The organism is Niallia sp. FSL W8-0954 (assembly GCF_038005605.1).
GTDB lineage: Bacteria > Bacillota > Bacilli > Bacillales > Cytobacillaceae > Niallia > Niallia circulans_A.
The window spans coordinates 3016779-3038398 of sequence record NZ_JBBOTN010000001.1 but is presented as its reverse complement, the minus strand read 5'-3'; the positions used below and the strand labels follow the sequence as shown (position 1 = coordinate 3038398).

The following is a 21620-nucleotide window of genomic DNA, read 5'->3' as shown; positions in this document are numbered from 1 at the left end:
TAAAATGAAGATAACAATCTTGAAAAAGATGTCAGACTTCTGACGATTATGCTATAATTTTTATGGTTAATAAAGATACATATAGTAGGACAAAATAGGTTAAATCATATGGTAAAAGGAGGAAAAAGATGTCAACATATAAATATAATCGCGTTTTCTTAATTGTAATGGATTCTGTAGGAATTGGCGAGGCACCTGATGCGAAAAAATTTAATGATGAAGGAGCACATACATTAGGGCATATTGCTCAAAGAATGAATGGTCTTCATATGCCGAACATGGCGAAATTAGGTCTTAGTAATATTGAGGAAATTGCTGGTGTTGAGCGTGCTGATAATCCACTTGCTTATTATACAAAAATGCAAGAAGCATCAAACGGAAAAGATACCATGACTGGACACTGGGAGATAATGGGTCTAAACATTGCAACACCATTCCGCGTATTCCCGGAAGGATTCCCAGATGAACTATTAAATGAAATCGAAAAAAAATCTGGACGCAAGATTATTGGAAATAAACCAGCTAGTGGAACGGAAATTCTAGATGAGCTAGGTGAAGAACATATGAAGACCGGTGCTTTAATCGTCTACACCTCAGCAGATTCTGTACTGCAAATTGCTGCACATGAAGACATTGTTCCTTTAGATGAATTGTATCGTATTTGTGAATTAGCAAGAGAATTGACACTCGATGAGAAATATATGGTTGGTCGCATTATTGCTAGACCATTTATTGGCGAACCAGGCAACTTTAAACGTACTGCAAATCGTCATGACTATGCCCTAAAGCCATTTGATCGGACAGTAATGAATGAATTGAAAGATAATCAAATTGAGAGTATTGCTATTGGGAAAATCTCTGATATTTATGATGGAGAAGGTGTGACCAAATCATTGAGAACGGTCTCTAACATGGATGGGATGGACAAACTAGTAGATACATTAAAAATGGATTTTACAGGTCTAAGCTTCTTAAATTTAGTAGATTTTGATGCTTTATTTGGACATAGAAGAGACCCAATTGGCTATGGAAAGGCATTAGAGGAGTATGATGCTAGACTGCCAGAAGTATTGGAATTACTGAAGGAAGATGATTTGTTAATCATTACCGCAGATCATGGAAATGATCCTATCCATCATGGGACAGATCATACAAGAGAGTATGTGCCGTTATTAGTATATAGCAAATCTTTAAAGGAACCGAAAGAACTGCCTCTACGTAAAACGTTTGCTGATATTGGAGCAACGGTAGCAGATAATTTCAGCGTGAAGATGCCAAAGCATGGCACAAGCTTCTTAAATGACTTAATATAAGGGGAATAAAAAATGAATTATACGATGATTAAGCAATCAGCTGATTTTTTAAAACAAAAGTATGCAAAAACACCTAAAATTGGTTTAATTCTTGGCTCTGGCTTAGGAGTTCTTGCAGAAGAAATCGAAAATCCAGTAAAAATACCTTATGAAGAAATCCCAGAATTTCCGGTATCAACAGTAGAAGGTCACGCTGGACAACTTGTATTCGGTACAATTAAGGGGATCGAAGTGGTAGCAATGCAAGGTCGTTTCCACTTTTATGAAGGGTATACATTTGATAAAGTAACTTTCCCTGTTCGCGTTATGAAGGAATTAGGAGTAGAAAAATTAATTGTAACTAATGCTGCAGGCGGGGTGAATGAAAACTTTGCACCTGGTGATTTAATGCTAATCTCTGATCATATTAATAATATGGGCACCAATCCATTAATCGGACCAAATGACAGTAAGTTAGGGGTGAGATTCCCTGATATGTCAGAAGCATATTGCAAAAGTCTGCGTGAAACAGCACGCAAGGTCGCAAGCAGTATTGGACTGAGTATTCAGGAGGGTGTCTATGTGGGAAACACAGGTCCATCATATGAAACGCCAGCAGAAGTAAGAATGCTTCGCGTATTAGGCGGCGATGCAGTGGGGATGTCGACTGTTCCAGAAGTAATAGTCGCTCGTCATGCAGGTCTGAAAGTATTAGGGATTTCTTGTATTTCTAATATGGCTGCAGGTATTCTAGATCAACCACTGAATCATGAAGAAGTAATCGAAACAACAGAAAAGGTAAAAGCAAACTTCCTGCAATATGTGAAAGAGCTAATTAAACATATAGGTGCATAATGAAGTTTTCATCCTAAAGAGTTACTGATTTACCGGTAACTCTTTAGACAGCTATATTTTTACACCGTTTACATAAATCAAAAAATTAAAAAAAAGCAGTAATTTGACTTGGGTTTTTGCAATTTTAAAGAAAATAATTCCATACATATGAAGGAGAATTCAAATTATGGCATTCAGAATGGTCGATTTAATTGAGAAGAAAAGGAACGGTTTAGAATTATCCAAAGAAGAAATCTCTTTTATTATTAAAGGCTATACAGATGGAACGATTCCTGATTATCAAATGAGTGCATTTAGTATGGCTGTGTTTTTTCAAGATATGACAGCAGCTGAACGTGCTGAATTAACAATGGCAATGGTTCATTCAGGAGATGTCATTGATTTATCTGCCATTGAAGGAATTAAAGTGGATAAACATTCAACTGGGGGAGTTGGCGATACTACCACATTAGTATTGGGACCATTAGTGGCATCAGTAGGTGTTCCAGTGGCGAAAATGAGTGGAAGAGGACTCGGTCATACTGGTGGAACCATCGATAAATTAGAATCAGTAAAAGGTTTCCATGTGGAAATAGAAAAAGAAGCGTTTATTGATCTAGTAAATAAGAATAAATTAGCGGTTATTGGACAAAGTGGGAACCTCACTCCTGCTGATAAGAAATTATATGCTTTACGAGATGTAACCGCGACTGTTAACAGTATTCCATTGATTGCCAGCAGTATCATGAGTAAGAAAATTGCAGCAGGTGCGGATGCTATTTGCTTAGATGTGAAAACAGGTGCTGGAGCATTTATGAAAACATTGGATGCATCCAGAGAGCTTGCTGAAGCAATGGTGCAAATAGGGAATAATGTGGGCAGGAAAACAATGGCGGTTATTTCTGATATGAGTCAGCCTTTAGGATATGCAATCGGAAATGCACTAGAAGTAAAAGAGGCAATTGATACATTAAAGGGGCATGGACCAGAAGATTTGACGGAACTATGTTTAACTTTAGGAAGTCATATGGTCTATTTAGCTGGAAAGGCAGAATCAACGGATAGAGCGAGAGAAATGCTGCAAGAGGTAATAGATAATGGCAAAGCGCTCGAAACGTTTAAAATTTTCTTAAGTTCCCAAGGTGGTGATGCTTCTGTTGTGGATCAAACAGATTTATTACCTAAAGCTAAATTTATAACGGAGCTTCCAGCAAGAGAATCAGGCTATGTCGCAGAAATAACAGCGGACAGCATTGGGACTGCTGCTATGTTATTAGGAGCTGGCCGAGCAACAAAAGAGTCAGAAATTGATCTGGCGGTAGGCTTAGTTTTACGCAAGAAAATAGGAGATAAAGTGGAGGCTGGCGAATCACTCGTTACAATTTATAGCAATACTGAAGAAGTAGACGATGTAATAAAAAAATTGGTTGAAAATATAAAGCTTTCACCCAATGAAGTAAAAGCCCCTACGCTAATTTATGAAATAATTACAGAATAAGAAGAAAAGACTCACGATTGAAGCTAGCGTAATTGCTGATCATTTGTGAGTCTTTTGCTTTCTTTATTGAAGAGGAATAGCTAAAGTTTTATTGTACTTTTTCACATAATGCAATCCGCCAATATGCAGTTCCAGCGGCCGAGATTTTGTGTCAAATAGCAATGATCGCTCATTATTAATTGTTCCATCCTTGTTAGTGATCAACTGGTGATTGGTTGTTGTTTTTAAAGGAATTCTTTTTTGCTCTTCGTTAATAATACTTACTTTATCGAATAAAACAGAATCACTCGTGGAGATACTTATTGATAGCATATCATTTAACTGGATGTTCTTTATGGTTAATTCATCATTCTCTAATGGTATTACTCTATTTTCTTCTTTCTCTGTAAGCGCAATGGATTTATTTATCGATTTATAACCGATAAAGTCTTTCATGTGAATTTCGAGTGAATGGATATCTTCTGGAAGGCCATCATATTCAATCGAAAATGTATTGTTTTTGTTAATGGATGAAGAAGTAGTATAGCCTTCTTGGGAGAGAGGCTTACCATTTGCGACTAGCTCTACTCCATTAAAACCATAATTGAGTCGGTCATAATTATCGACATGAAACGAGCCTTCTATAACCGTTTGAGTAGGAGTAGCTGTGATTCTTTTAAAATGAATAGTACCTTTATCTACATTCCATTTTTTATTAATAGATTGCTTCATTTTTGTTTGTAATGCTTCCTTATGATTATAGGGAAAGGAGATATCAGTTGTACCTTCCATTGTTTCATCATCTTTCCAGTAAACATAGTGCAGCTGGAGCTTTTTCGAAAAAGCATTAATGGGATCAAAATTTAATATTCCCGTGATTTTTGTTTTGTCATCATTTTTTTCAAAAACAGAGCTATTCATTTTTGCATTTGTAAAAAAACCAGTAATGTTCCTTGGAGAAAAAATATGATCTAGATCATCTGGCAAGCCTTTATCATTTTCTAATGTAATATAAACAACCAATCTATTTTCATCGGACATAAGTCCATTGATTGTTAATACAGTACCATTTTCTAATAGATAAGACTTCTCAATATTTTGTCCGAATCCATTTTCATTTAAATCTTTTAAGGATTGATTCATAATGGTATCAAATCCTAACAGTTTTTTGCCGTAATAAGCCAATGCACTTGATTGATACGTCATAAAAATTAAGAGAATAATTGCAGCAGCAGATAAGGGGTACCATCTCTTTAGGTTAGGAGAGTTTGTTTTTTTATCAAAAAGTGCTTTGCTTAGTCGCTGTTCTAATTCTGGCGGAGCTGTTATTTCTGCGATTTTCTTTTTTTCCTCTAGTAGTTTATCCTCTAAAGATTTCACTTGTCTTCCCCTCCATACATCTTCTTTAATCGTTTTAAGCCATTGTGTATTCTAGATTTTACGGTGCCGGTAGATACTTTCATGATGCTGGCAATCGTCTCATTATCGAAATCGTGAAAGTACTTTAGCTTGATTGCTTCCGCTTGGACTGGGGTTAATTTTGTTAATAATTGTATAATGTCTAGTGTTTCTACTGAATATTTATATGGATCGGTTGTATGTAAAAGATTGTGCTGCTCTAAGTCATCCATAACTATTTCTCTACGTTCCTTTTTTAATTTCCCCTTACAAATATTCACTAAGATAGTTTTACTCCAGCTATAGAAAGATTCAATTTTTTCGAGCTGAGCAATTTTCTCATATAAGATGACGATCATTTCTTCCATTGCATCCATCGCATCATGAGAATTCCCCATATAGGAATACGCTAGACGATAATAATCGTCTTTTTGCTGCATCACTAATTGAAGCAAGGCTTTTTTATTCCGCTTTTTTGCCTTCTGTACAAGTTGTTCATCATTCATGTCTTCACCTCTCGCTTATAAGAGTATTGTAGCGTTTAAAAAGTTCATTTTTTTTGGATTTAATATATGAATATTTTCAGGATAACAAAAAGACACCCAATGGCTTGCAATCTGCCATTGGGTGTTTGTCTTATTGTTTTGTTAAGATTACTGGTCCATTAGCTGTAATGGCTAAGGTATGTTCATATTGCGCAGAAAGGCTGCCATCAACAGTTCGTGCTGTCCATCCATCCAAATCAACCTTGGCATGATACATACCGATATTTAACATTGGTTCAATTGTAATAACCATTCCCTCTTTAAGAGGTGTGCCAACATGTGGAGGGCCATAGTGAGGGATTTGTGGGAGTTCATGCATTTCTCTGCCAATTGCATGTCCTACAAAATCTCGCACTACCCCATAACCTTTTGCTTCTGCGAACATTTGAATGGCATGGGAGATATCGCCTACTTTGTTTCCGACGACTGCTTGTTCTATTCCTATGTATAATGCCTCTTCAGTTGTTTTTAATAAGTTTTTTGCCTCTTCGGAGATATTCCCAACCGGATATGACCAGGCGGAATCAGCAAGCCATCCATCTAAGTTTACTACCATATCTACCGTAACAATATCTCCGTCTTTCAAGGGATTTTTGGAAGGAAAACCATGACAGATTACGTCATTAATAGATGCACAAGTTGCAAATGGATAACCTTGATAGCCCTTTTGTTCTGGAGTGGCTCCTCTTTGTAAAATAAAGTTTTCCGCAAATACATCGATTTCTTCCGTAGTAATACCCGGTTTGATTAACTTTTTAATTTCTTTATGACAATCAGCAAGAATTTCTCCTGCTTTTCTCATTTTTTCAATTTGCTCAGGTGTCTTTAAATGAATCAATTGTTAACCTCCTTTGAACTCCATTCATTATAACCTAGATCAGTAAACTAGCCTAACGATACCTATAAAATGCATGAAACATTCTATCTTCCTTTAGTGCTATTCAAATTATTTCATGAATATTCTTCATTGACTGTATAAACTTGTTTTTTTTGGAAAAAATGGATGCTATATAGAATGGAGGGTCAATAGATGAAACGCATCATATCATTGTTAATCATTACCTGTTTTATGACATCAATTTTGGCACCGGGCACTTTAGCTGCTGAGAAAAAGCAAGAATTAGTTGAAAATGTAAAATCAGCCATTTTAATTGATCGAGATACAGGAACTATTATGTATGAAAAAAACAGCGAGGAAAAACTTCCTCCTGCCAGTATGACAAAAATAATGACGATGCTTCTGATCATGGAAGCAATTGATCAAGGAAAATTAAAGTTAGATGAGAAAATACGTACAAGTGAGCATGCGGCATCTATGGGAGGCTCACAAATTTTCCTTGAACCTGGGGAAGAGATGACAACCGAGCAAATGTTAAAAGGAATTGCCATTGGATCTGGAAATGATGCAGCTGTAGCAGTTGCGGAAAGATTAGCAGGATCTGAAGAAGAGTTTGTTCAATTAATGAATGAAAAAGCAAAAGAATTAGGCTTAGAAAGCACTAAGTTTCAAAATGTTACAGGACTTCCAGTAACAGATCATTACAGTTCTGCAAAAGATATGGCATTAATGGCAAAAGAGTTGCTGAAATATGAGGATATTACGAAATTTACTGGCACATATGAAGATTATTTAAGAGAAGATACCGAGAAGAAGTTTTGGCTAGTTAATACAAACCGTCTTGTTAAGTTTTATCCAGGCGTGGACGGATTAAAAACAGGGTTTACGGCTGAAGCAAAATATTGTTTGACCGCAACTGCTATGAAAAATGGAATGCGTGTAATTGCAGTTGTTTTCGGTGCGCCAACCTCGAAAGAAAGAAACGCTCAAGTAACAAAAATGCTGGATTATGCATTTAGTCAATATGAAACACATCCTTTGCATAAACGAGAAGAAGCGATTGGCAAAGTAAAAGTAAGCAAAGGATCAGAGAAAGAAGTAACAGCCGTTACGAGCGAACCAATTTCTATCTTAACGAAAAAAGGGGAGCAAATCGATAAATTACAGAAAGAAATTACGATGCATAAAAAATTAAAGGCTCCAATTGAAAAAGGACAGGAGATTGGAAAAATCACCTATAAACAAGACGGGAAAACCCTTGTGACAAGTCCATTGGTAGCACAAAAAGAAGTGAAATCGGCAAAATGGTGGACATTATTTAAACGATCTGCCGGAATGTTTACAAAAACAGAATAGTTTTATTTCTTTTGTCGAATTCATTTATTTTCCTTCTGTTTTTAGCGAAAGAACACTAGTTTTGTCTGTGGAGAAGGAAATTGCATGAAAACCTAGAATAGTTTCTTTAAACCAAATAAGGAGGCTATTCTAGTGAGTCTTAATATTGAGTTGGAAATAAAAAACAATGTACTTTGTATACGCCTATCTGGGGAATTGGATCATCACTATGCAGAAGAATTACGGACAAAAGCAACAACTGCAATAGAGAGCTATAGTATTCGTCATATCGTGTTAAATCTTGAACATTTAACATTTATGGATAGTTCTGGCTTAGGGGTTATATTGGGAAGATATAAGCAAATTAAACAGCTTGGAGGAGAAATGGTCATTTGTGCTATCTCTCCAAGTGTTCAGCGTTTATTTGATATGTCTGGTATGTTTAAAATTATGAAGCTGGAAACAAATGAAGAATTTGCCCTACAACGATTGGGGGTAGCTTAAAATGAGAAACGAAATGCATATTCAATTTAGCGCACTTAGCCAGAATGAGTCATTTGCACGTGTAACGGTTGCTGCATTTATTACACAGTTAGATCCAACAATGGATGAATTAACGGAAATTAAAACAGTTGTTTCAGAAGCTGTGACTAACTGCATTATCCACGGTTATGAAAATGATCCGAATGGAATTGTTTATATTTCTGTTATATTAGAAGATTCATACATTGATTTAACCATCAGAGATGAAGGGAAAGGAATTTTCGATGTAGAGGAAGCAAGACAGCCATTATTTACGACAAAACCAGAACTTGAACGATCTGGTATGGGATTTACCATCATGGAAAATTTTATGGATGAAATCGAAATTCAGTCAAGTCCAGATAGCGGAACAGAGATTCGTCTGCGTAAGCATTTAATGAAAAGCAAAATGCTAAGCAATTAAGGAGAATCGTCTATGGATGTGGAGGTAAAGAAAGACAAGAAGGAAACGTATCTAAAAGACCATGAAGTCAAGGACTTAATAAAGCTAAGCCAAGATGGAGATCAATCAGCAAGAGATACTATCGTTCAGAAAAATATGCGTCTTGTTTGGTCAGTCGTACAAAGATTTTTAAATAGGGGATATGATCCTGATGATTTATTTCAAATAGGATGTATCGGGCTATTAAAATCAGTTGATAAATTTGATTTAAGCTATGATGTAAAATTTTCTACCTATGCAGTACCAATGATTATTGGAGAAATTCAACGATTTATCCGTGATGATGGGACGGTAAAGGTTAGTAGATCGTTAAAAGAATTAAGTAATAAAATTCGAAAGGCGAAGGACGAGTTATCGAAGCAATATGGCAGAACACCAACAGTCGGGGAACTTTCCGAGTTTTTAGAGATACCTCCAGAAGATATCGTTCTCGCACAAGAAGCTGCACGAACGCCATCCTCGATTCATGAGACTGTTTATGAAAATGATGGGGATCCCATTACATTACTGGATCAAATTGATGATGGAAATGAAGGGAAATGGTTTGATAAGATTGCTTTACAGGAAGCTATTAGGGAGCTTGATGAACGAGAGCGTCTGATTGTTTATTTACGATATTATAAAGATCAGACTCAATCCGAAGTAGCGACGAGGCTTGGGATTTCTCAAGTTCAAGTTTCTAGGTTGGAGAAAAAAATATTAATACAAATGAAAGAGCAAATGGATCTTTAAAGATAATAGCCGTCAGTCCGCATCGTGGATTGGCGGCTATTTTATTTTTATATATAAAGTGAAAAAATTACCATTTAACAGTCTTTCATATTTTTATCATGATAATCGAATACTACAGTCATGGTGAAAACAACGTGTTAGGACGTGAAAAAATGGCAGAGACAATATATATCAGAATGAGACATCGCATTCAAAAAAAGTCAAATGAACGGATATTTCTGAAAGATCTTGCACAAATCATTGCAACAGATGAATTGCTGTCTACACTAAAGGATGTATGTCTATACCATATTACAGAACAAGATAAGAATATTATCATTATTGATAGTACGTTAGTTATTCGCGAAATTAAAAAAATCGATAAAGAAGTAGAAATCCAATTAATAGGACCAGCTCAAACGATCATTGAGGTTGTTTTTAAGAAGAGGAAAGTAACACTTCCGTTATTTATCCTAGTTTGGCTATTACTTTTTATTGGTTCTGGATTAACGATTATGAACTTTCATGAAGATGTAAGCATGCAATCTGTCCATCAGAGAGTTTATAAAATGATTACAGGGAAGGAAGTCGAAAAACCATTAATTTTTCAGATTCCTTATTCCGTAGGATTAGGTTTAGGAATGGTTATTTTTTTCAACCATGTGTTTAAGAAACGCCTTAATGAAGAGCCTAGTCCATTAGAAGTGGAAGTATTCAATTATCAGCAGTCCTTAGATCAGTACATGATTATGCATGAAAATAAAGAAAGCATAAAAAAATCAGATGATCATTAATATCTTATTTGTGATTTTTGTCGGGTTAGCGTGGGGAATAACCGTTGGGGCTGGTTACGTAGCCTTTTTAACCGTATTTGGTATTATCCCAAGACTGACACAGCTAACCAAAACCTTTAGTAAGATTTATGCATATGAATGGGCTGCTGTTTTAGGAGCTGTTTCTGGGACACTTGCTTTCTTGAGAGAACCTAGTTTTTCCTTACCATCATTTCTACTTATCATAATAGGCATTGCAGGAGGAATTTATATTGGAATGATAGCAGCAGCATTAACAGAAGTGCTGGATGTATTCCCCCTTTTAGCAAAGCGAATTGGAATTGCTGACAAATTATTAGTATTAATGATGGCTCTTGTATTTGGTAAGATCTTTGGCTCCTTATTTCATTGGATATATTTTATTCCTTGAGGCTGAATGTAATGGAGAAGAAAGGAAGTATGGGAAATGGAAAATAGGAGAAAAGTAATCTTAATAACAGATGGAGATGAATATGCCAGAAGAGCTGTTGAAATGGTTGCGAAGGACGTTGGGGGAAGATGTATCTCTACCTCCTTTGGAAATCCAAGCAATCATAGTGGAGAAGAAATATTAACTTTTATTAAGCAAGCGAAAAATGATCCAGTACTAGTTATGTTTGATGATAGTGGCTTTGTGGGAGAAGGAAATGGCGAGAGTGCACTAAAATACATAGCTACTCATCCTGATTTAGAAGTCTTGGGAGTACTTGCCGTGGCAAGCAGAACAAGACGAGAGGAATGGACAAAAATTGATGTTGCCATCGACCAAGATGGTGAATTGACGCCATATGGAGTTGACAAATATGGAATTCCAGAAATGGAGTTAGGAAGAGTGAATGGAGATACTGTGTATATTCTAGATGAATTAAATCTTCCGCTTGTTGTTGGCATTGGAGACATTGGGAAGATGGGGAAAAAAGACTCTTATGAAAAAGGTGCCCCGATAACACGGAAAGCAGTAGAATATATTTTAGAAAGAAGTGGTTTTTATGAGCAGCAAGACAGAAAAGAAGATCCAGATATACGAAGAACTAGATAAAATCGAAAAGTATATGAAGGATCGGGTTGGGCTTGGAACTAGCTTCGATCTGGGTGTTCGAAAATTTAAAGTAATGCGAAAAGAAGTCAATTTATATTATGTAAATGGACTATGTGATAGTGCGTTGATTGCCGAATTATTGGAGCAGCTACTATTTTTAAATGATACGGATCGTAAATCGCAAGCAAGAGATACATTTGAAATCATACAGAATCAATTGGTCCACCAAAGTGTACAAGTTATTGAAAAAATGGATGAATTAGTAGACCAAGTTCTGTCTGGATTAGTAGCAGTTGTTATAGAAGGATACGATCATGGTCTTATTATTGATGTGCGAAGCTATCCAGGAAGGATGCCAGAAGAACCAGATACAGAAAAGGTAGTCAGAGGTTCACGCGATGGATTTGTTGAGAATATTATCGTTAACACTGCTATCACTAGAAGAAGGATTAGAGATGAACGATTGCGCTTTGAGATTATGAGAGTGGGAGAGCGTTCTAAAACCGATATTGCCGTAGGGTATATTGATGGAGTGGCAGATCCTGATTTAATTGAAATTGTAAAAAAGGAAATGAAAAGCTTAAAAACAGATGGACTAACAATGGCTGATAAAACGATTGAAGAGTTTTTATTAAAGCAAGGCTATAATCCCTACCCTCTCGTAAGATATACGGAACGAGCAGATGTAGCTGCGACCCATTTATTAGAAGGTCATGTCATTATTTATGTCGATACATCTCCAAGTGTCATTATAACACCAGCAACTTTTTTTCATCATTTGCAGCATGCAGAGGAATATAGACAATCGCCAATGGTTGGAACCTTTGTGAGATGGATTCGCTTCTTAGGGATTATTGCCTCTATCTTTTTCCTGCCATTTTGGTTTTTAGCTGTGCTGGAGCCATCCCTGCTGCCAGAAAGGCTTGCTTTTATCGGGCCAAATGAAACAACAAACATTCCAATTGTTGTACAAATTTTCATTGCAGACCTCGGGCTTGAATTTTTAAGGATTGCTGCCATTCATACTCCAACACCATTGTCAACCGCGATGGGATTGATAGCAGCTGTTCTTATTGGGCAAATTGCGATTGATGTTGGACTATTTGTTCCAGAAGTTATTCTGTATGTATCAGTTGCTGCAATAGGTAACTTTGCTACACCTAGTTATGAACTTGGGATTGCTAACAAAATTGTTCGACTCGCCTTGTTAATCGTTGTAGCCATTTTTCATACACCTGGCTTTGTTATTGGAATGACCCTGTACCTTCTATTTTTAATTCGAACAACCACATTAAATGTTCCATATTTATGGCCATTTATTCCTTTTCATCCAATAGCTTTGTCCCAAATTCTCATTCGCCGTGCAGTTCCAGGAAATAAAATTAGACCAAGTCATTTGCATCCACGGGATCGAGTTAAGAGATAGTGAAAGTATATTTATGCGGACCGATTACTTCTTTTTAATACAGGAAATAATCTGTCCGCTCCTTTGTTAAATTAGCTAAACAGCTACTTGAGAATTGGCTGAATTTATGGTACATTTGGATAATTAAACAGAATTATTAATAAAGTGAAACTTTCATTAGCGCTTCTTTCTCAAGTTTATCACGGTGAGACTAATGTTAATAATGATGATATTTATATGTTTCACAAACAGACAAGTTCTTCTTTAAGTAGACTGTCTGTTTTTAATAGGGGATATAATTTTATAGAAGAATAGAGGGGAATCTATGCACTATTACGGAACTTCGAAAGTGAACGATGCAGGTCATCTTGAAATAGGTGGAGTCGATACGCTGGAATTAGTCGAAAAATTTGGAACACCTGTTTATGTATATGATGTTGAATTAATTAGAGAAAGGGCGAAAGGCTTTAAGCAGACTTTTGATCAACTTGGAGTAAAAGCTCAAGTAGCTTATGCAAGTAAAGCTTTTTCTACTATAGCAATGGTTCAACTAGCAAACGAAGAAGGCTTATCATTAGATGTGGTTTCCGGTGGTGAGTTATACACAGCAATCGCTGCAGATTTCCCTGTAGAAAGAATCCATTTTCATGGGAATAATAAAAGTAAAGAAGAACTTATAATGGCAATTGACAAACAGATTGGCTGCATCGTTGTCGATAATTTTTATGAGCTTGAGATGCTTACTCAACTATGTGAAGAAAAAAATAGGAAAATGTCGATCTTACTCAGAGTGACTCCTGGAATTGAGGCGCATACTCATGATTATATTTTAACTGGTCAGGAAGATTCTAAATTTGGGTTTGATTTACAAAATGGACAAGCAGAAAAAGCATTGTTAGAAGCGATTAAATCGCCGTATATAGAGGTACTAGGCCTTCATTGTCATATTGGGTCTCAGATTTTTGATACAACAGGTTTTGTTCTCGCTGCCCAAAAAATAATGGCACAGTTATCAGAATGGAAGGCCAATCATCATTTTGAATCAAGAGTATTAAATTTAGGTGGTGGATTTGGTATTCGTTATACCGAGGAAGACCAGCCTATTCAGCCAGCTGAGTATGTAGATGTAATTATCAAGGAAGTAAAGGAACAAGTTAACAACTTAGAAATGCAAATGCCGGAAATTTGGATTGAGCCAGGCAGATCTCTTGTAGGGGATGCAGGAACGACTTTATATAAAATCGGTTCACGAAAAGAAGTACCGAATGTCAGAAATTACCTGGCAATAGATGGAGGGATGAGCGATAATATTCGTCCTGCTTTATATCAGGCCAAATATGAAGCGGTACTGGCAAATAAACCGCTGCAAGCCCCAGATGAGACAGTTTCTATTGCAGGAAAGTGCTGTGAATCAGGAGATATGCTTATTTGGGACCTTCCTTTACCAAAAGCAGGGGATCATGATGTACTTGCTGTTTTCTGTACAGGAGCTTACGGATATTCGATGGCAAATAATTATAATCGAATCCCAAGACCACCTGTTGTGTTCGTGGAAAATGGAGAAGCAAGATTAGTAGTGAAGAGAGAATCATTTGAAGATTTATTACGCTTAGACTTGCCATTAAAAGAAACAGCTTCATTAAAAAAATAAAGGTAAAAAAGGGAGTCGCTAGGACTCCCTTTTTTATCTGAGTAGATAATAGTTAAGAGAAGAAAGATTTGATTGCTTCTACGATACTTGTAAAGACTTCTTTAATCTTTGCTAAAAACCCTTTTCCTTCTTCGCTTTCTAAATAGCCAGTTAATTTATCCTTTGCTTCACTCAGTTGATTTCCAACTTGATTCCAGTCAATATTAAGTTCTTTTAATTTATTAAAGAAAGAAATAAGACTTTGAAGCTGTTCATCCGTTAAACTGATATTTAATTCTTTAGCAGAATCTTGAATAATTGTTTGTACTTCTTCAACTGTTTTAGGTTTTTGCTCTGCTATTTGCTCCTTCACTTTAGCCATTAAAGCAGTAGCTTCCTCTTGTCCGATATCTTCCCCTAAATTAGCTGTCTCCACCATCTCTTCATTGGCAGCTTGCTTTACGTCTTCTGGGATAACAGTATCTGTTGAAACTTCGTATGCTTTAATAATTCCTGTTAATGCAGCTGTACCAGAAACTTCAATAGGGGCAGTAATATAAATTTTTGCATCCTTTACGCCAGCAGTAATCAAGGCATTAATGTACATTTCGTCCGTAACCCAATTGATATTTTTGGTAGTAACCTGAATTCCAGTACCTTTGTCCCCGATTGTAATGGCCGAAGAAGAAATCGCTCTAGTACCAATTAACGATTTTGAAATGTACTTCCCTAAATATTGGTGCTCTTCTTTATTAGAAACAGTAATAATTTCTGCATCTTCAGGTGCTTTCATTTCTGTTAATAAAAGCTGTTTTTGTTCCGGTGTTAAGTTTTCGCCAAGGGTAACAATCATGTCACCAACTGCTACATCAGCATAAGCTGGAATCGGTATTAATAGTAAGAAAGCTAGGACCATCCATATCCATTTATTTTTTTTCATTCGTTAACCTCCTGTTTTCCTTCTGCTGAACTAGGTGAAAAGTTGTGCTATCCATATTTGGTTAAAATAGCATAAATTTGCGTGAGATAAAATAACTACAACTAATAGACGTAACTCAACCATAATAAGTTTCCTCTTCTAGTTATATTGTCTTCTTTCCCTTTATTATTCACTATAACTCCTGAAAAAATAAAGTTTTTCTGTAGCTTTTTTGCATAGGATGCATATTTTATATAGTATTAAATAAATTTAAAGTGGTAAATATTTTGATTTAGTTTGGAAAGTAAAATGATTTTCTTTTAAGAAGCTAGATAGCCATTTTCTCAAAATCTTTATGTGTAGAATTCAGAGTTGACTTGTTCGGGGGTAAACAACAAAGCGATCAACGGGCAAGAATAATAAGAAGTGAAGGAAGTAAAGGGAATGATATTGGAAATAAATTTAAAAAAGTTTAGCGGATAAATTATTAGCAACGAAGACGAGGAGGGACAACCAGAAATTTTAGAAGTCCTTAAAAATTCTCTTCAACGGATGTATACGGATGAAAGGCCTGGATAAATAGTATTATCTCTATAAGGGTAATTTGGCATAGGTAGGAATGAATCCTTATGCTTAAAAGATTTTCATTGAAGAATATCGCTAATTTATGTATGATAGAACCAATAACATTTATCATATTTTTGGGGCGGTCCTAAATGATTCTTACAAAAGGAAGAGGATGATAAAAATTCGTTTCAGTTTCATAAAGATGAAAAATTTTTAATTTAACATCAGGAGATTGATTGAATCTTATTTTTGATGGGAAAACTGTTAGTGAATATGTTTTAAAAATAATGAGGGATATTAATGATTATTCGATATAAAAAGGCATTTGAAAAGATTGCAATGGGATTGCTTTCATTTATGCCTGCAGAAAAAGATTTAAAAGTATTACAACAAACAATTAAACAATATGAGTCGGAAGAAAATTGGCAATTATTTTTATGGAAGGATGAGGAAGATATTATTGGCTTAATAGGCGTTATCTTTGAAGATGAATCTTCCATTACCATCCAGCATATAACTGTTAATCCATCTCATCGACATCAAGGTGTTGGAAAAGCTATGGTTCAAGCTGTTAAAGGTCTTTATCCGAACCGTACATTAAAATCAAATGAATTAATTGTCAATTTTTTATCTAAGTGTAACGATGGTGTTCAAGTAGATAAATAAAAAAGAGGTGTTTTCTAAGAAGAATCCATTGAATTGGTTCTTTAAGAAAACACCTCTTTTGTGATAAGGACGGCACTATTAAAAGTGCTTATCCTTTTGTTTTCTTTGAAGCAGTGCGTTTTCTCGTTCCTTTATAACCATACTTCTATCTCGGCTTATATGACGATGAATGATTTCAAAAGGAACCGGCTCTCTAGTTTTCCATTTCAGTCCCTTAATATGTGCTGAATCGATACAGTTCATTTCTAAGTTGTGGTCTTTAATTGGTAAATGATAGGTACAGAAGGCATGATGCTGTTTAATATGCTCTTCTTGTATCTTTAATAACAGAAGTAATTTTGAGTTATCAAGACCTAATTTCTTAATTATATCCTGCTTTTTTTCTAATAGCTGTTTGCTTTTTATGAGCGTTTTTTCTGCTCCTTTAAAATTTTTTCGTCGATGATGATAGGCAGATACTGCCAGGAGAATAAATCCTACCCAAATAGAATCTTTATTGCCAGGATCGACTTTTTTCCAATATTCCTCTAAAATTTCATGACACTCAAAATAATCTTGATCACAATGAAAATGTACTAGAAACTCTATATATTCATTCGGATACATTATTATCTCCTTATTTTTTACTGAAATTAAAATGGGGTTAACGGATCCATTATATGTCTGTTATTATATCGATAAATGATAAAAAATGTAACGATAAGACTTAAAATTAGGGAAATGATGATTTTTCTGTTGGATAACTATTGTGTTTCGTTTATATTAATACTATCATTATTAAGTTAAAGGGATTCTATTAGGATTTTGGTGAGAATAATGCAATATAATGTGAAAATTGATAGTTTTGAAGGACCATTAGATTTGCTTCTTCATCTAATCAATAAATTGGAAATTGATATTTATGATATTAACGTCGCAGAAATTACCGAACAGTATTTAGATTATGTTCATGCCATGCAAGTGTTACAATTAGACGTAGCGAGTGAATTTTTGGTGATGGCAGCAACTCTTTTAGCGATTAAGAGTAAAATGCTTTTACCAAAGCATGAAGAAGAGTTACTAGATGATGATTTAATGTATGAGCCAGAAGAAGATTCGCGAGAAGAGCTAATTGAGAGGTTAGTAGAATATCGTAAATTTAAAGAGGCGGCAGATGATCTTAAAGAGATGGAATTAGAAAGAGGGCTTATTTTTACAAGACCTCCAAGTGATTTATCAGATTTTAACGTAAGTAATGAAGAAAGCATCAAACAAGAGTTAGATGTTTCTTTATATGATATGCTTGCTGCCTTTCAAAAATTGCTAAAACGTAAAAAGTTACAGTCACCGTTAGCAACAAAAATCACGCGGCAAGAAATTCCAATAGAGAGTCGAATGGAAGAAATTGTTGGATTCTTAAGAACTCGGAGAGAGAGAACATCTTTTGCAGAACTTTTTCCAGTCGCAACAAAATCACATATTGTCGTGACTTTTTTGGCAATTTTAGAACTTTTAAAGCGTCGACAAATATTTGTAGAACAAGAAGGAAACTTTGCAGATATTTTTGTAATGGGAAAGGAAGTTGAATAACAGATTGAAAGTGAATGATTGGAAAGCAATCGTTGAGAGTCTCCTATTTGCCGCGGGAGATGAAGGATTAACGGTCAAGCAATTAATGCATGTTCTAGATATGGAGCAATTAGAAGTAGAACAATTAATAGATGAGCTAATCAAAAATTATCGCAAGGATAAAACAAGAGGAATTTCTATTATAGAAATCGCTGGTACGTATCAATTTGCTACCAAGAAACAGCATTCGGATTATCTAAAAAAGTTAGTGGAATCTCCACATGCATCTACCTTATCACAGGCTGCCCTTGAGACATTGGCAATCATTGCATACAAGCAGCCAATTACACGAGCAGAAATTGAGGAAATTAGAGGGGTAAAAACAGAACGCCCACTTCATACGCTTTCAGCAAAAGCGCTCATTAAAGAAGTGGGTAGAGCAGAGGGAGCGGGAAGAGCAATCCTATATGGAACAACAAAAGAATTCCTAGACCACTTCGGATTAAAGAATATTGGGGAATTACCTCCATTGACAGAAAAGGAAGAAGAGTTTAATCAAGAAGAGGCTGATTTGTTTTTTGAATCGTTTCAGCAAATAGAAGAATAAAAAAGGAGTATCTAGGCAATGGCTTAGATACTTTTTTTATTATTTTTAAAATAAGGTTAATCTTTAGCTGGAATATCTATGTCCAACTCTTCACGTATTTAATAAGAACTCATTCATCAAGATCAGTGAGGACGCAATTTTAAAGACATGATGCTCATCCTTTTATCATACCTTTTATAAGAACGATAATGGAGGAAATGGAGTTGGCACATAGATGAGTAGTTATAATGAATATGTTAGAAATGTGTTGATTTGGAATCAGGAATTAAAGCAGTTATTAGAATCGGAAGAAGTTCAAAAGGAAGAGAGCATTTGGAAAAGGCTCGATAAATTTACGCAGTTAATGGAAGGTGTGCAAAGAAAACCAATCGAAACAGAGGAATTAATTAGGATTCAGCATGAAGCAGAAGAGCTTCATGAACAAATGGAAAGCTATTTTGCCCAAAGACAGCAGCTTGGAACAATATTTATAAAGGAGCCGACGATTGCAGCTGGAGAGCATCAGTTGCCGCAGTTAGCATATGCTTATGATGCCCTTGAACCTTATATTTCAAAGGAGATTATGGAACTTCATCATCAAAAGCATCATCAATCCTATGTGACAGGACTGAATAATGCAGAAGAGAAACTAAAAGAGGCAAGAAAAAACAATGATTTTGCTCTTGTGAAACATTGGTCTAGGGAGCTAGCATTTCATGGTTCAGGACATTATCTCCATACAATTTTTTGGAATAATATGAGTCCTAAAGGTGGAGGCAAGCCTAAAGGAGCGTTACTGGAGGAAATTAGGAGTTATTTTGGTAGTTTTAAGGCTTTTAAAAAACACTTTTCGGAAGCAGCAAAAGCGGTGGAAGGTGTTGGATGGGCGCTTTTAGTATGGTCTCCACGAGCAAGGCGCCTAGAAGTTCTTCAATCTGAACGACATATGCTGTTAACCCAGTGGGACACCATTCCATTATTAGTACTTGATGTTTGGGAACATGCATACTATTTGCAGTATAAAAATAATAGAGGCGATTATGTAGATAATTGGTGGAACATTGTTAATTGGAAAGATGTTGAAAATCGATTTTTAAAAGCAAGTGAATTGAAATGGCGCCCCTATTAAAGGGAAGTCATAAGCATAATTTAATAATATCAGAAATATATGCTATAAAATATGCAGTCCGTTATAGGATTGCATATTTTATTTGTGAGGAAGCTCTATTTATTAGTCATATGCTTGTCTTTTTTTTCATAAACTTGTACAAACCATTAAAGGAGACGAGGTTGTGTTAAATGAAATTACGTAAACTAATTTTTCTTACAATCATTACCTCCATTCTGTTTCTCGCCATTCCCCAAAAAAGCAGTGCACAAATGTATGTAAGTGCACAAAGTGCGATATTAATGGAACAAGACTCTGGACGAGTTATTTTTGAAAAGGACGCACATACAAAAAGAAGGATTGCTAGTATTACAAAAATAATGACCGCGCTGCTCGCGGTGGAGTCTGGAAAATTAGAGGAGACAGTGACTGTTAGTAGTAATGCAATTAGAACGGAAGGATCATCTATTTACTTACAGGAAGGGGAAAAAATTAAGCTCGAAGATCTTGTATATGGATTGATGCTTCGCTCAGGAAACGATGCCGCAGTTGCTATTGCTGAAACTGTTGGTGGAAGTCTAGATGGCTTCGTCTATTTAATGAATCAAAAAGCAGAAGAAATCGGCATGAAGAACACTCATTTTGCTAATCCTCATGGACTTGATGATCATGAAGACCATTATTCTACAGCTTACGATATGGCACTGCTTACCCGTTATGCAATGAATAATGATACATATAAAAAAATTGCTGGGACAAAAAGCTATCGTTCGGAAAGTACAAATAATGAGTGGGATCGGGTCTGGAGGAACAAAAACAAACTTTTAACAAGTCTATATGAACATTCAACAGGAGGAAAAACAGGGTATACAAAGAGAGCAAAAAGAACATTGGTCAGTACAGCGGAAAAGGATGGAGTAGAGTATATAGCAGTAACGTTAAATGATCCGGATGACTGGGATGATCATATTAATATGTTTGAAACCGCGTTTAAAACATATAAAAAAGTGCAGGTCATTGAGGAAGGGAAAATAAAAACAGTTAAAGATAAATTTTATAAAAATAAAGTTTATATAAAGTCTGATTTAGAATACCCAGTGACAGAGAAAGAAGAAGATTTATTTAAGGTTGAGTATAGCTTAACAAAGGTCAAGAAAAATTGGAAAAAAAATCAGGAAGAAGTACCTGAAATAGTAGGAGAAGCAAAAATATATTTAGATAGTAAGCTTGTAGATAGCGTTCCTATTCATTTTAAACATATTAAGGCAAAAGAATCAAAAAGCTTTCTAGATTATTTTAAGAATATGTTTACAGCAATGACTGGGGTTGGCCAGGATGGTTAATTATATTTGGGCAGCACTAGCTATTATAGGAATTGTTTTTGCAGCAGTTAATGGAACGATGGATGAAGTAAATAAAGCGATTTTTTCTGGAGCAAAAGAAGCGGTAACAATATGTATTGGTCTTATAAGTGTTTTAGTTTTCTGGCTGGGGATGATGAAAATAGCAGAACAGGCTGGGTTACTTCAAAAACTTACAAATCTATTTAGACCAATAGTAGCAAAGCTTTTTCCTGAGGTTCCAAAAAACCACCCAGCGATGGGGTATATATTATCGAATATGATTGCTAATATATTTGGGCTAGGTAATGCTGCAACACCGCTAGGAATTAAAGCAATGGAAGAATTGAAAAGATTGAATGGGGGCAAGAATTCAGCAAGTAACAGTATGATTACTTTTCTTGCCTTAAATACATCATGTATTACTTTAATTCCGACAACGGTTATTGCAATCAGAATGAATTACCATTCTGATTCTCCAACCGATATAGTAGGACCAACCATTATCGCAACCATTTTCTCCTGTATAGGTGGGATTTTGATTGATCGCTATTTTTACCATAAGAGAATGAGAAAAGGGTGATG

At 35.5% G+C, this 21620-nt stretch carries 23 protein-coding genes; 18 read left to right on the top strand and 5 right to left on the bottom strand.

All coding sequences use genetic code 11. The features are described from left to right. Positions 1 to 128: 128 nt before the first annotated feature. The 3 genes from deoB (at position 129) to NX902_RS15005 (ending at position 3624) form a co-directional block, all read left to right on the top strand. Positions 129 to 1313 carry a phosphopentomutase gene (gene deoB, locus NX902_RS15015; RefSeq protein WP_095331741.1) on the top strand — a complete coding sequence of 395 codons (1185 nt, stop codon included), beginning with the start codon at positions 129 to 131 and terminating at the stop codon, positions 1311 to 1313. Positions 1314 to 1325: 12 nt separating this feature from the next. Then, positions 1326 to 2147: a purine-nucleoside phosphorylase gene (locus NX902_RS15010; RefSeq protein ID WP_095331743.1), complete on the top strand. Its 822-nt coding sequence runs from the start codon at positions 1326 to 1328 to the stop codon at positions 2145 to 2147. Between the two features lie 166 nt (positions 2148 to 2313). After that, entirely contained in the window at positions 2314 to 3624 is a 1311-nt protein-coding gene (locus NX902_RS15005) for a pyrimidine-nucleoside phosphorylase (protein WP_095331745.1), read from the top strand. A gap of 63 nt (positions 3625 to 3687) precedes the next feature. On the opposite strand, the gene NX902_RS15000 is transcribed toward NX902_RS15005, so the two are convergent. The 3 genes from NX902_RS15000 to map all read right to left on the bottom strand — a co-directional run bounded on the left by NX902_RS15000 (position 3688) and on the right by map (position 6384). Continuing rightward, positions 3688 to 4983, bottom strand: coding sequence for a DUF4179 domain-containing protein (locus NX902_RS15000; protein ID WP_123259269.1), 1296 nt, complete (start codon positions 4981 to 4983; stop codon positions 3688 to 3690). Further along, positions 4980 to 5507 (bottom strand): RNA polymerase sigma factor, encoded by a 528-nt coding sequence (locus NX902_RS14995; RefSeq protein ID WP_095331749.1) that lies wholly within the window; start codon positions 5505 to 5507, stop codon positions 4980 to 4982. The genes NX902_RS15000 and NX902_RS14995 overlap by 4 nt, the downstream gene beginning before the upstream one ends. Before the next feature lie 130 nt (positions 5508 to 5637). Next, a complete protein-coding gene (gene map / locus NX902_RS14990) occupies positions 5638 to 6384 on the bottom strand; it encodes a type I methionyl aminopeptidase (RefSeq protein WP_095331751.1) in 747 nt (248 codons plus the stop codon). Positions 6385 to 6576: 192 nt separating this feature from the next. Here map and NX902_RS14985 point away from each other — a divergent pair, with 192 nt between their 5' ends. The 9 genes from NX902_RS14985 to lysA all read left to right on the top strand — a co-directional run bounded on the left by NX902_RS14985 (position 6577) and on the right by lysA (position 14322). Beyond that, on the top strand, positions 6577 to 7740 hold the full coding sequence (locus NX902_RS14985) for a D-alanyl-D-alanine carboxypeptidase family protein (RefSeq protein ID WP_095331753.1): 1164 nt from the start codon (positions 6577 to 6579) through the stop codon (positions 7738 to 7740). A gap of 132 nt (positions 7741 to 7872) precedes the next feature. Beyond that, a complete protein-coding gene (spoIIAA, locus tag NX902_RS14980; RefSeq protein ID WP_047940316.1) occupies positions 7873 to 8223 on the top strand; it encodes an anti-sigma F factor antagonist in 351 nt (116 codons plus the stop codon). Position 8224: 1 nt separating this feature from the next. Continuing rightward, the gene (gene spoIIAB / locus NX902_RS14975; protein ID WP_047940317.1) at positions 8225 to 8665 is read left to right on the top strand and encodes an anti-sigma F factor; all 441 of its coding nucleotides are present in this window, start codon (positions 8225 to 8227) and stop codon (positions 8663 to 8665) included. A gap of 12 nt (positions 8666 to 8677) precedes the next feature. Further along, positions 8678 to 9436 (top strand): RNA polymerase sporulation sigma factor SigF, encoded by a 759-nt coding sequence (gene sigF, locus NX902_RS14970; RefSeq protein ID WP_341160811.1) that lies wholly within the window; start codon positions 8678 to 8680, stop codon positions 9434 to 9436. Positions 9437 to 9588: 152 nt separating this feature from the next. After that, positions 9589 to 10209 carry a stage V sporulation protein AA gene (locus tag NX902_RS14965; protein WP_095331945.1) on the top strand — a complete coding sequence of 207 codons (621 nt, stop codon included), beginning with the start codon at positions 9589 to 9591 and terminating at the stop codon, positions 10207 to 10209. Then, positions 10199 to 10618, top strand: coding sequence for a stage V sporulation protein AB (locus NX902_RS14960; RefSeq protein ID WP_164463645.1), 420 nt, complete (start codon positions 10199 to 10201; stop codon positions 10616 to 10618). Before NX902_RS14965 ends, NX902_RS14960 begins: the two co-directional genes overlap by 11 nt. Before the next feature lie 36 nt (positions 10619 to 10654). Then, positions 10655 to 11266, top strand: a complete 612-nt coding sequence (locus NX902_RS14955; protein ID WP_123257860.1) for a stage V sporulation protein AE — start codon at positions 10655 to 10657, stop codon at positions 11264 to 11266. Beyond that, positions 11217 to 12692, top strand: a complete 1476-nt coding sequence (locus tag NX902_RS14950) for a spore germination protein (protein WP_095331757.1) — start codon at positions 11217 to 11219, stop codon at positions 12690 to 12692. Before NX902_RS14955 ends, NX902_RS14950 begins: the two co-directional genes overlap by 50 nt. A gap of 304 nt (positions 12693 to 12996) precedes the next feature. Continuing rightward, entirely contained in the window at positions 12997 to 14322 is a 1326-nt protein-coding gene (gene lysA, locus NX902_RS14945) for a diaminopimelate decarboxylase (RefSeq protein WP_095331759.1), read from the top strand. A 52-nt stretch (positions 14323 to 14374) separates the two neighbouring features. Here lysA and NX902_RS14940 read toward each other — a convergent pair whose 3' ends face one another. Further along, positions 14375 to 15241: a DUF1002 domain-containing protein gene (locus NX902_RS14940; RefSeq protein WP_123257859.1), complete on the bottom strand. Its 867-nt coding sequence runs from the start codon at positions 15239 to 15241 to the stop codon at positions 14375 to 14377. Between the two features lie 846 nt (positions 15242 to 16087). On the opposite strand from NX902_RS14940, the gene NX902_RS14935 reads away from it, so the two are divergent. Further along, on the top strand, positions 16088 to 16453 hold the full coding sequence (locus NX902_RS14935) for a GNAT family N-acetyltransferase (protein WP_095331763.1): 366 nt from the start codon (positions 16088 to 16090) through the stop codon (positions 16451 to 16453). Between the two features lie 78 nt (positions 16454 to 16531). Here the strand turns inward: NX902_RS14935 and NX902_RS14930 are convergent, their stop codons facing one another. Continuing rightward, on the bottom strand, positions 16532 to 17059 hold the full coding sequence (locus NX902_RS14930; protein WP_095331765.1) for a DUF309 domain-containing protein: 528 nt from the start codon (positions 17057 to 17059) through the stop codon (positions 16532 to 16534). Between the two features lie 210 nt (positions 17060 to 17269). Between NX902_RS14930 and NX902_RS14925 the strand changes: the two genes are divergently transcribed. From NX902_RS14925 to NX902_RS14905, 5 genes are all read left to right on the top strand, one after another. Continuing rightward, positions 17270 to 18022: a segregation/condensation protein A gene (locus NX902_RS14925; RefSeq protein WP_123259272.1), complete on the top strand. Its 753-nt coding sequence runs from the start codon at positions 17270 to 17272 to the stop codon at positions 18020 to 18022. Between the two features lie 4 nt (positions 18023 to 18026). After that, positions 18027 to 18608, top strand: a complete 582-nt coding sequence (gene scpB, locus NX902_RS14920; protein ID WP_095331769.1) for an SMC-Scp complex subunit ScpB — start codon at positions 18027 to 18029, stop codon at positions 18606 to 18608. Between the two features lie 214 nt (positions 18609 to 18822). Then, the gene (locus NX902_RS14915) at positions 18823 to 19716 is read left to right on the top strand and encodes a superoxide dismutase (RefSeq protein WP_341160810.1); all 894 of its coding nucleotides are present in this window, start codon (positions 18823 to 18825) and stop codon (positions 19714 to 19716) included. 170 nt (positions 19717 to 19886) lie between these two features. Beyond that, positions 19887 to 21038 (top strand): D-alanyl-D-alanine carboxypeptidase family protein, encoded by a 1152-nt coding sequence (locus NX902_RS14910; protein WP_341160809.1) that lies wholly within the window; start codon positions 19887 to 19889, stop codon positions 21036 to 21038. Next, entirely contained in the window at positions 21031 to 21618 is a 588-nt protein-coding gene (locus NX902_RS14905; protein WP_095331775.1) for a nucleoside recognition domain-containing protein, read from the top strand. Before NX902_RS14910 ends, NX902_RS14905 begins: the two co-directional genes overlap by 8 nt. Positions 21619 to 21620 lie beyond the last annotated feature (2 nt).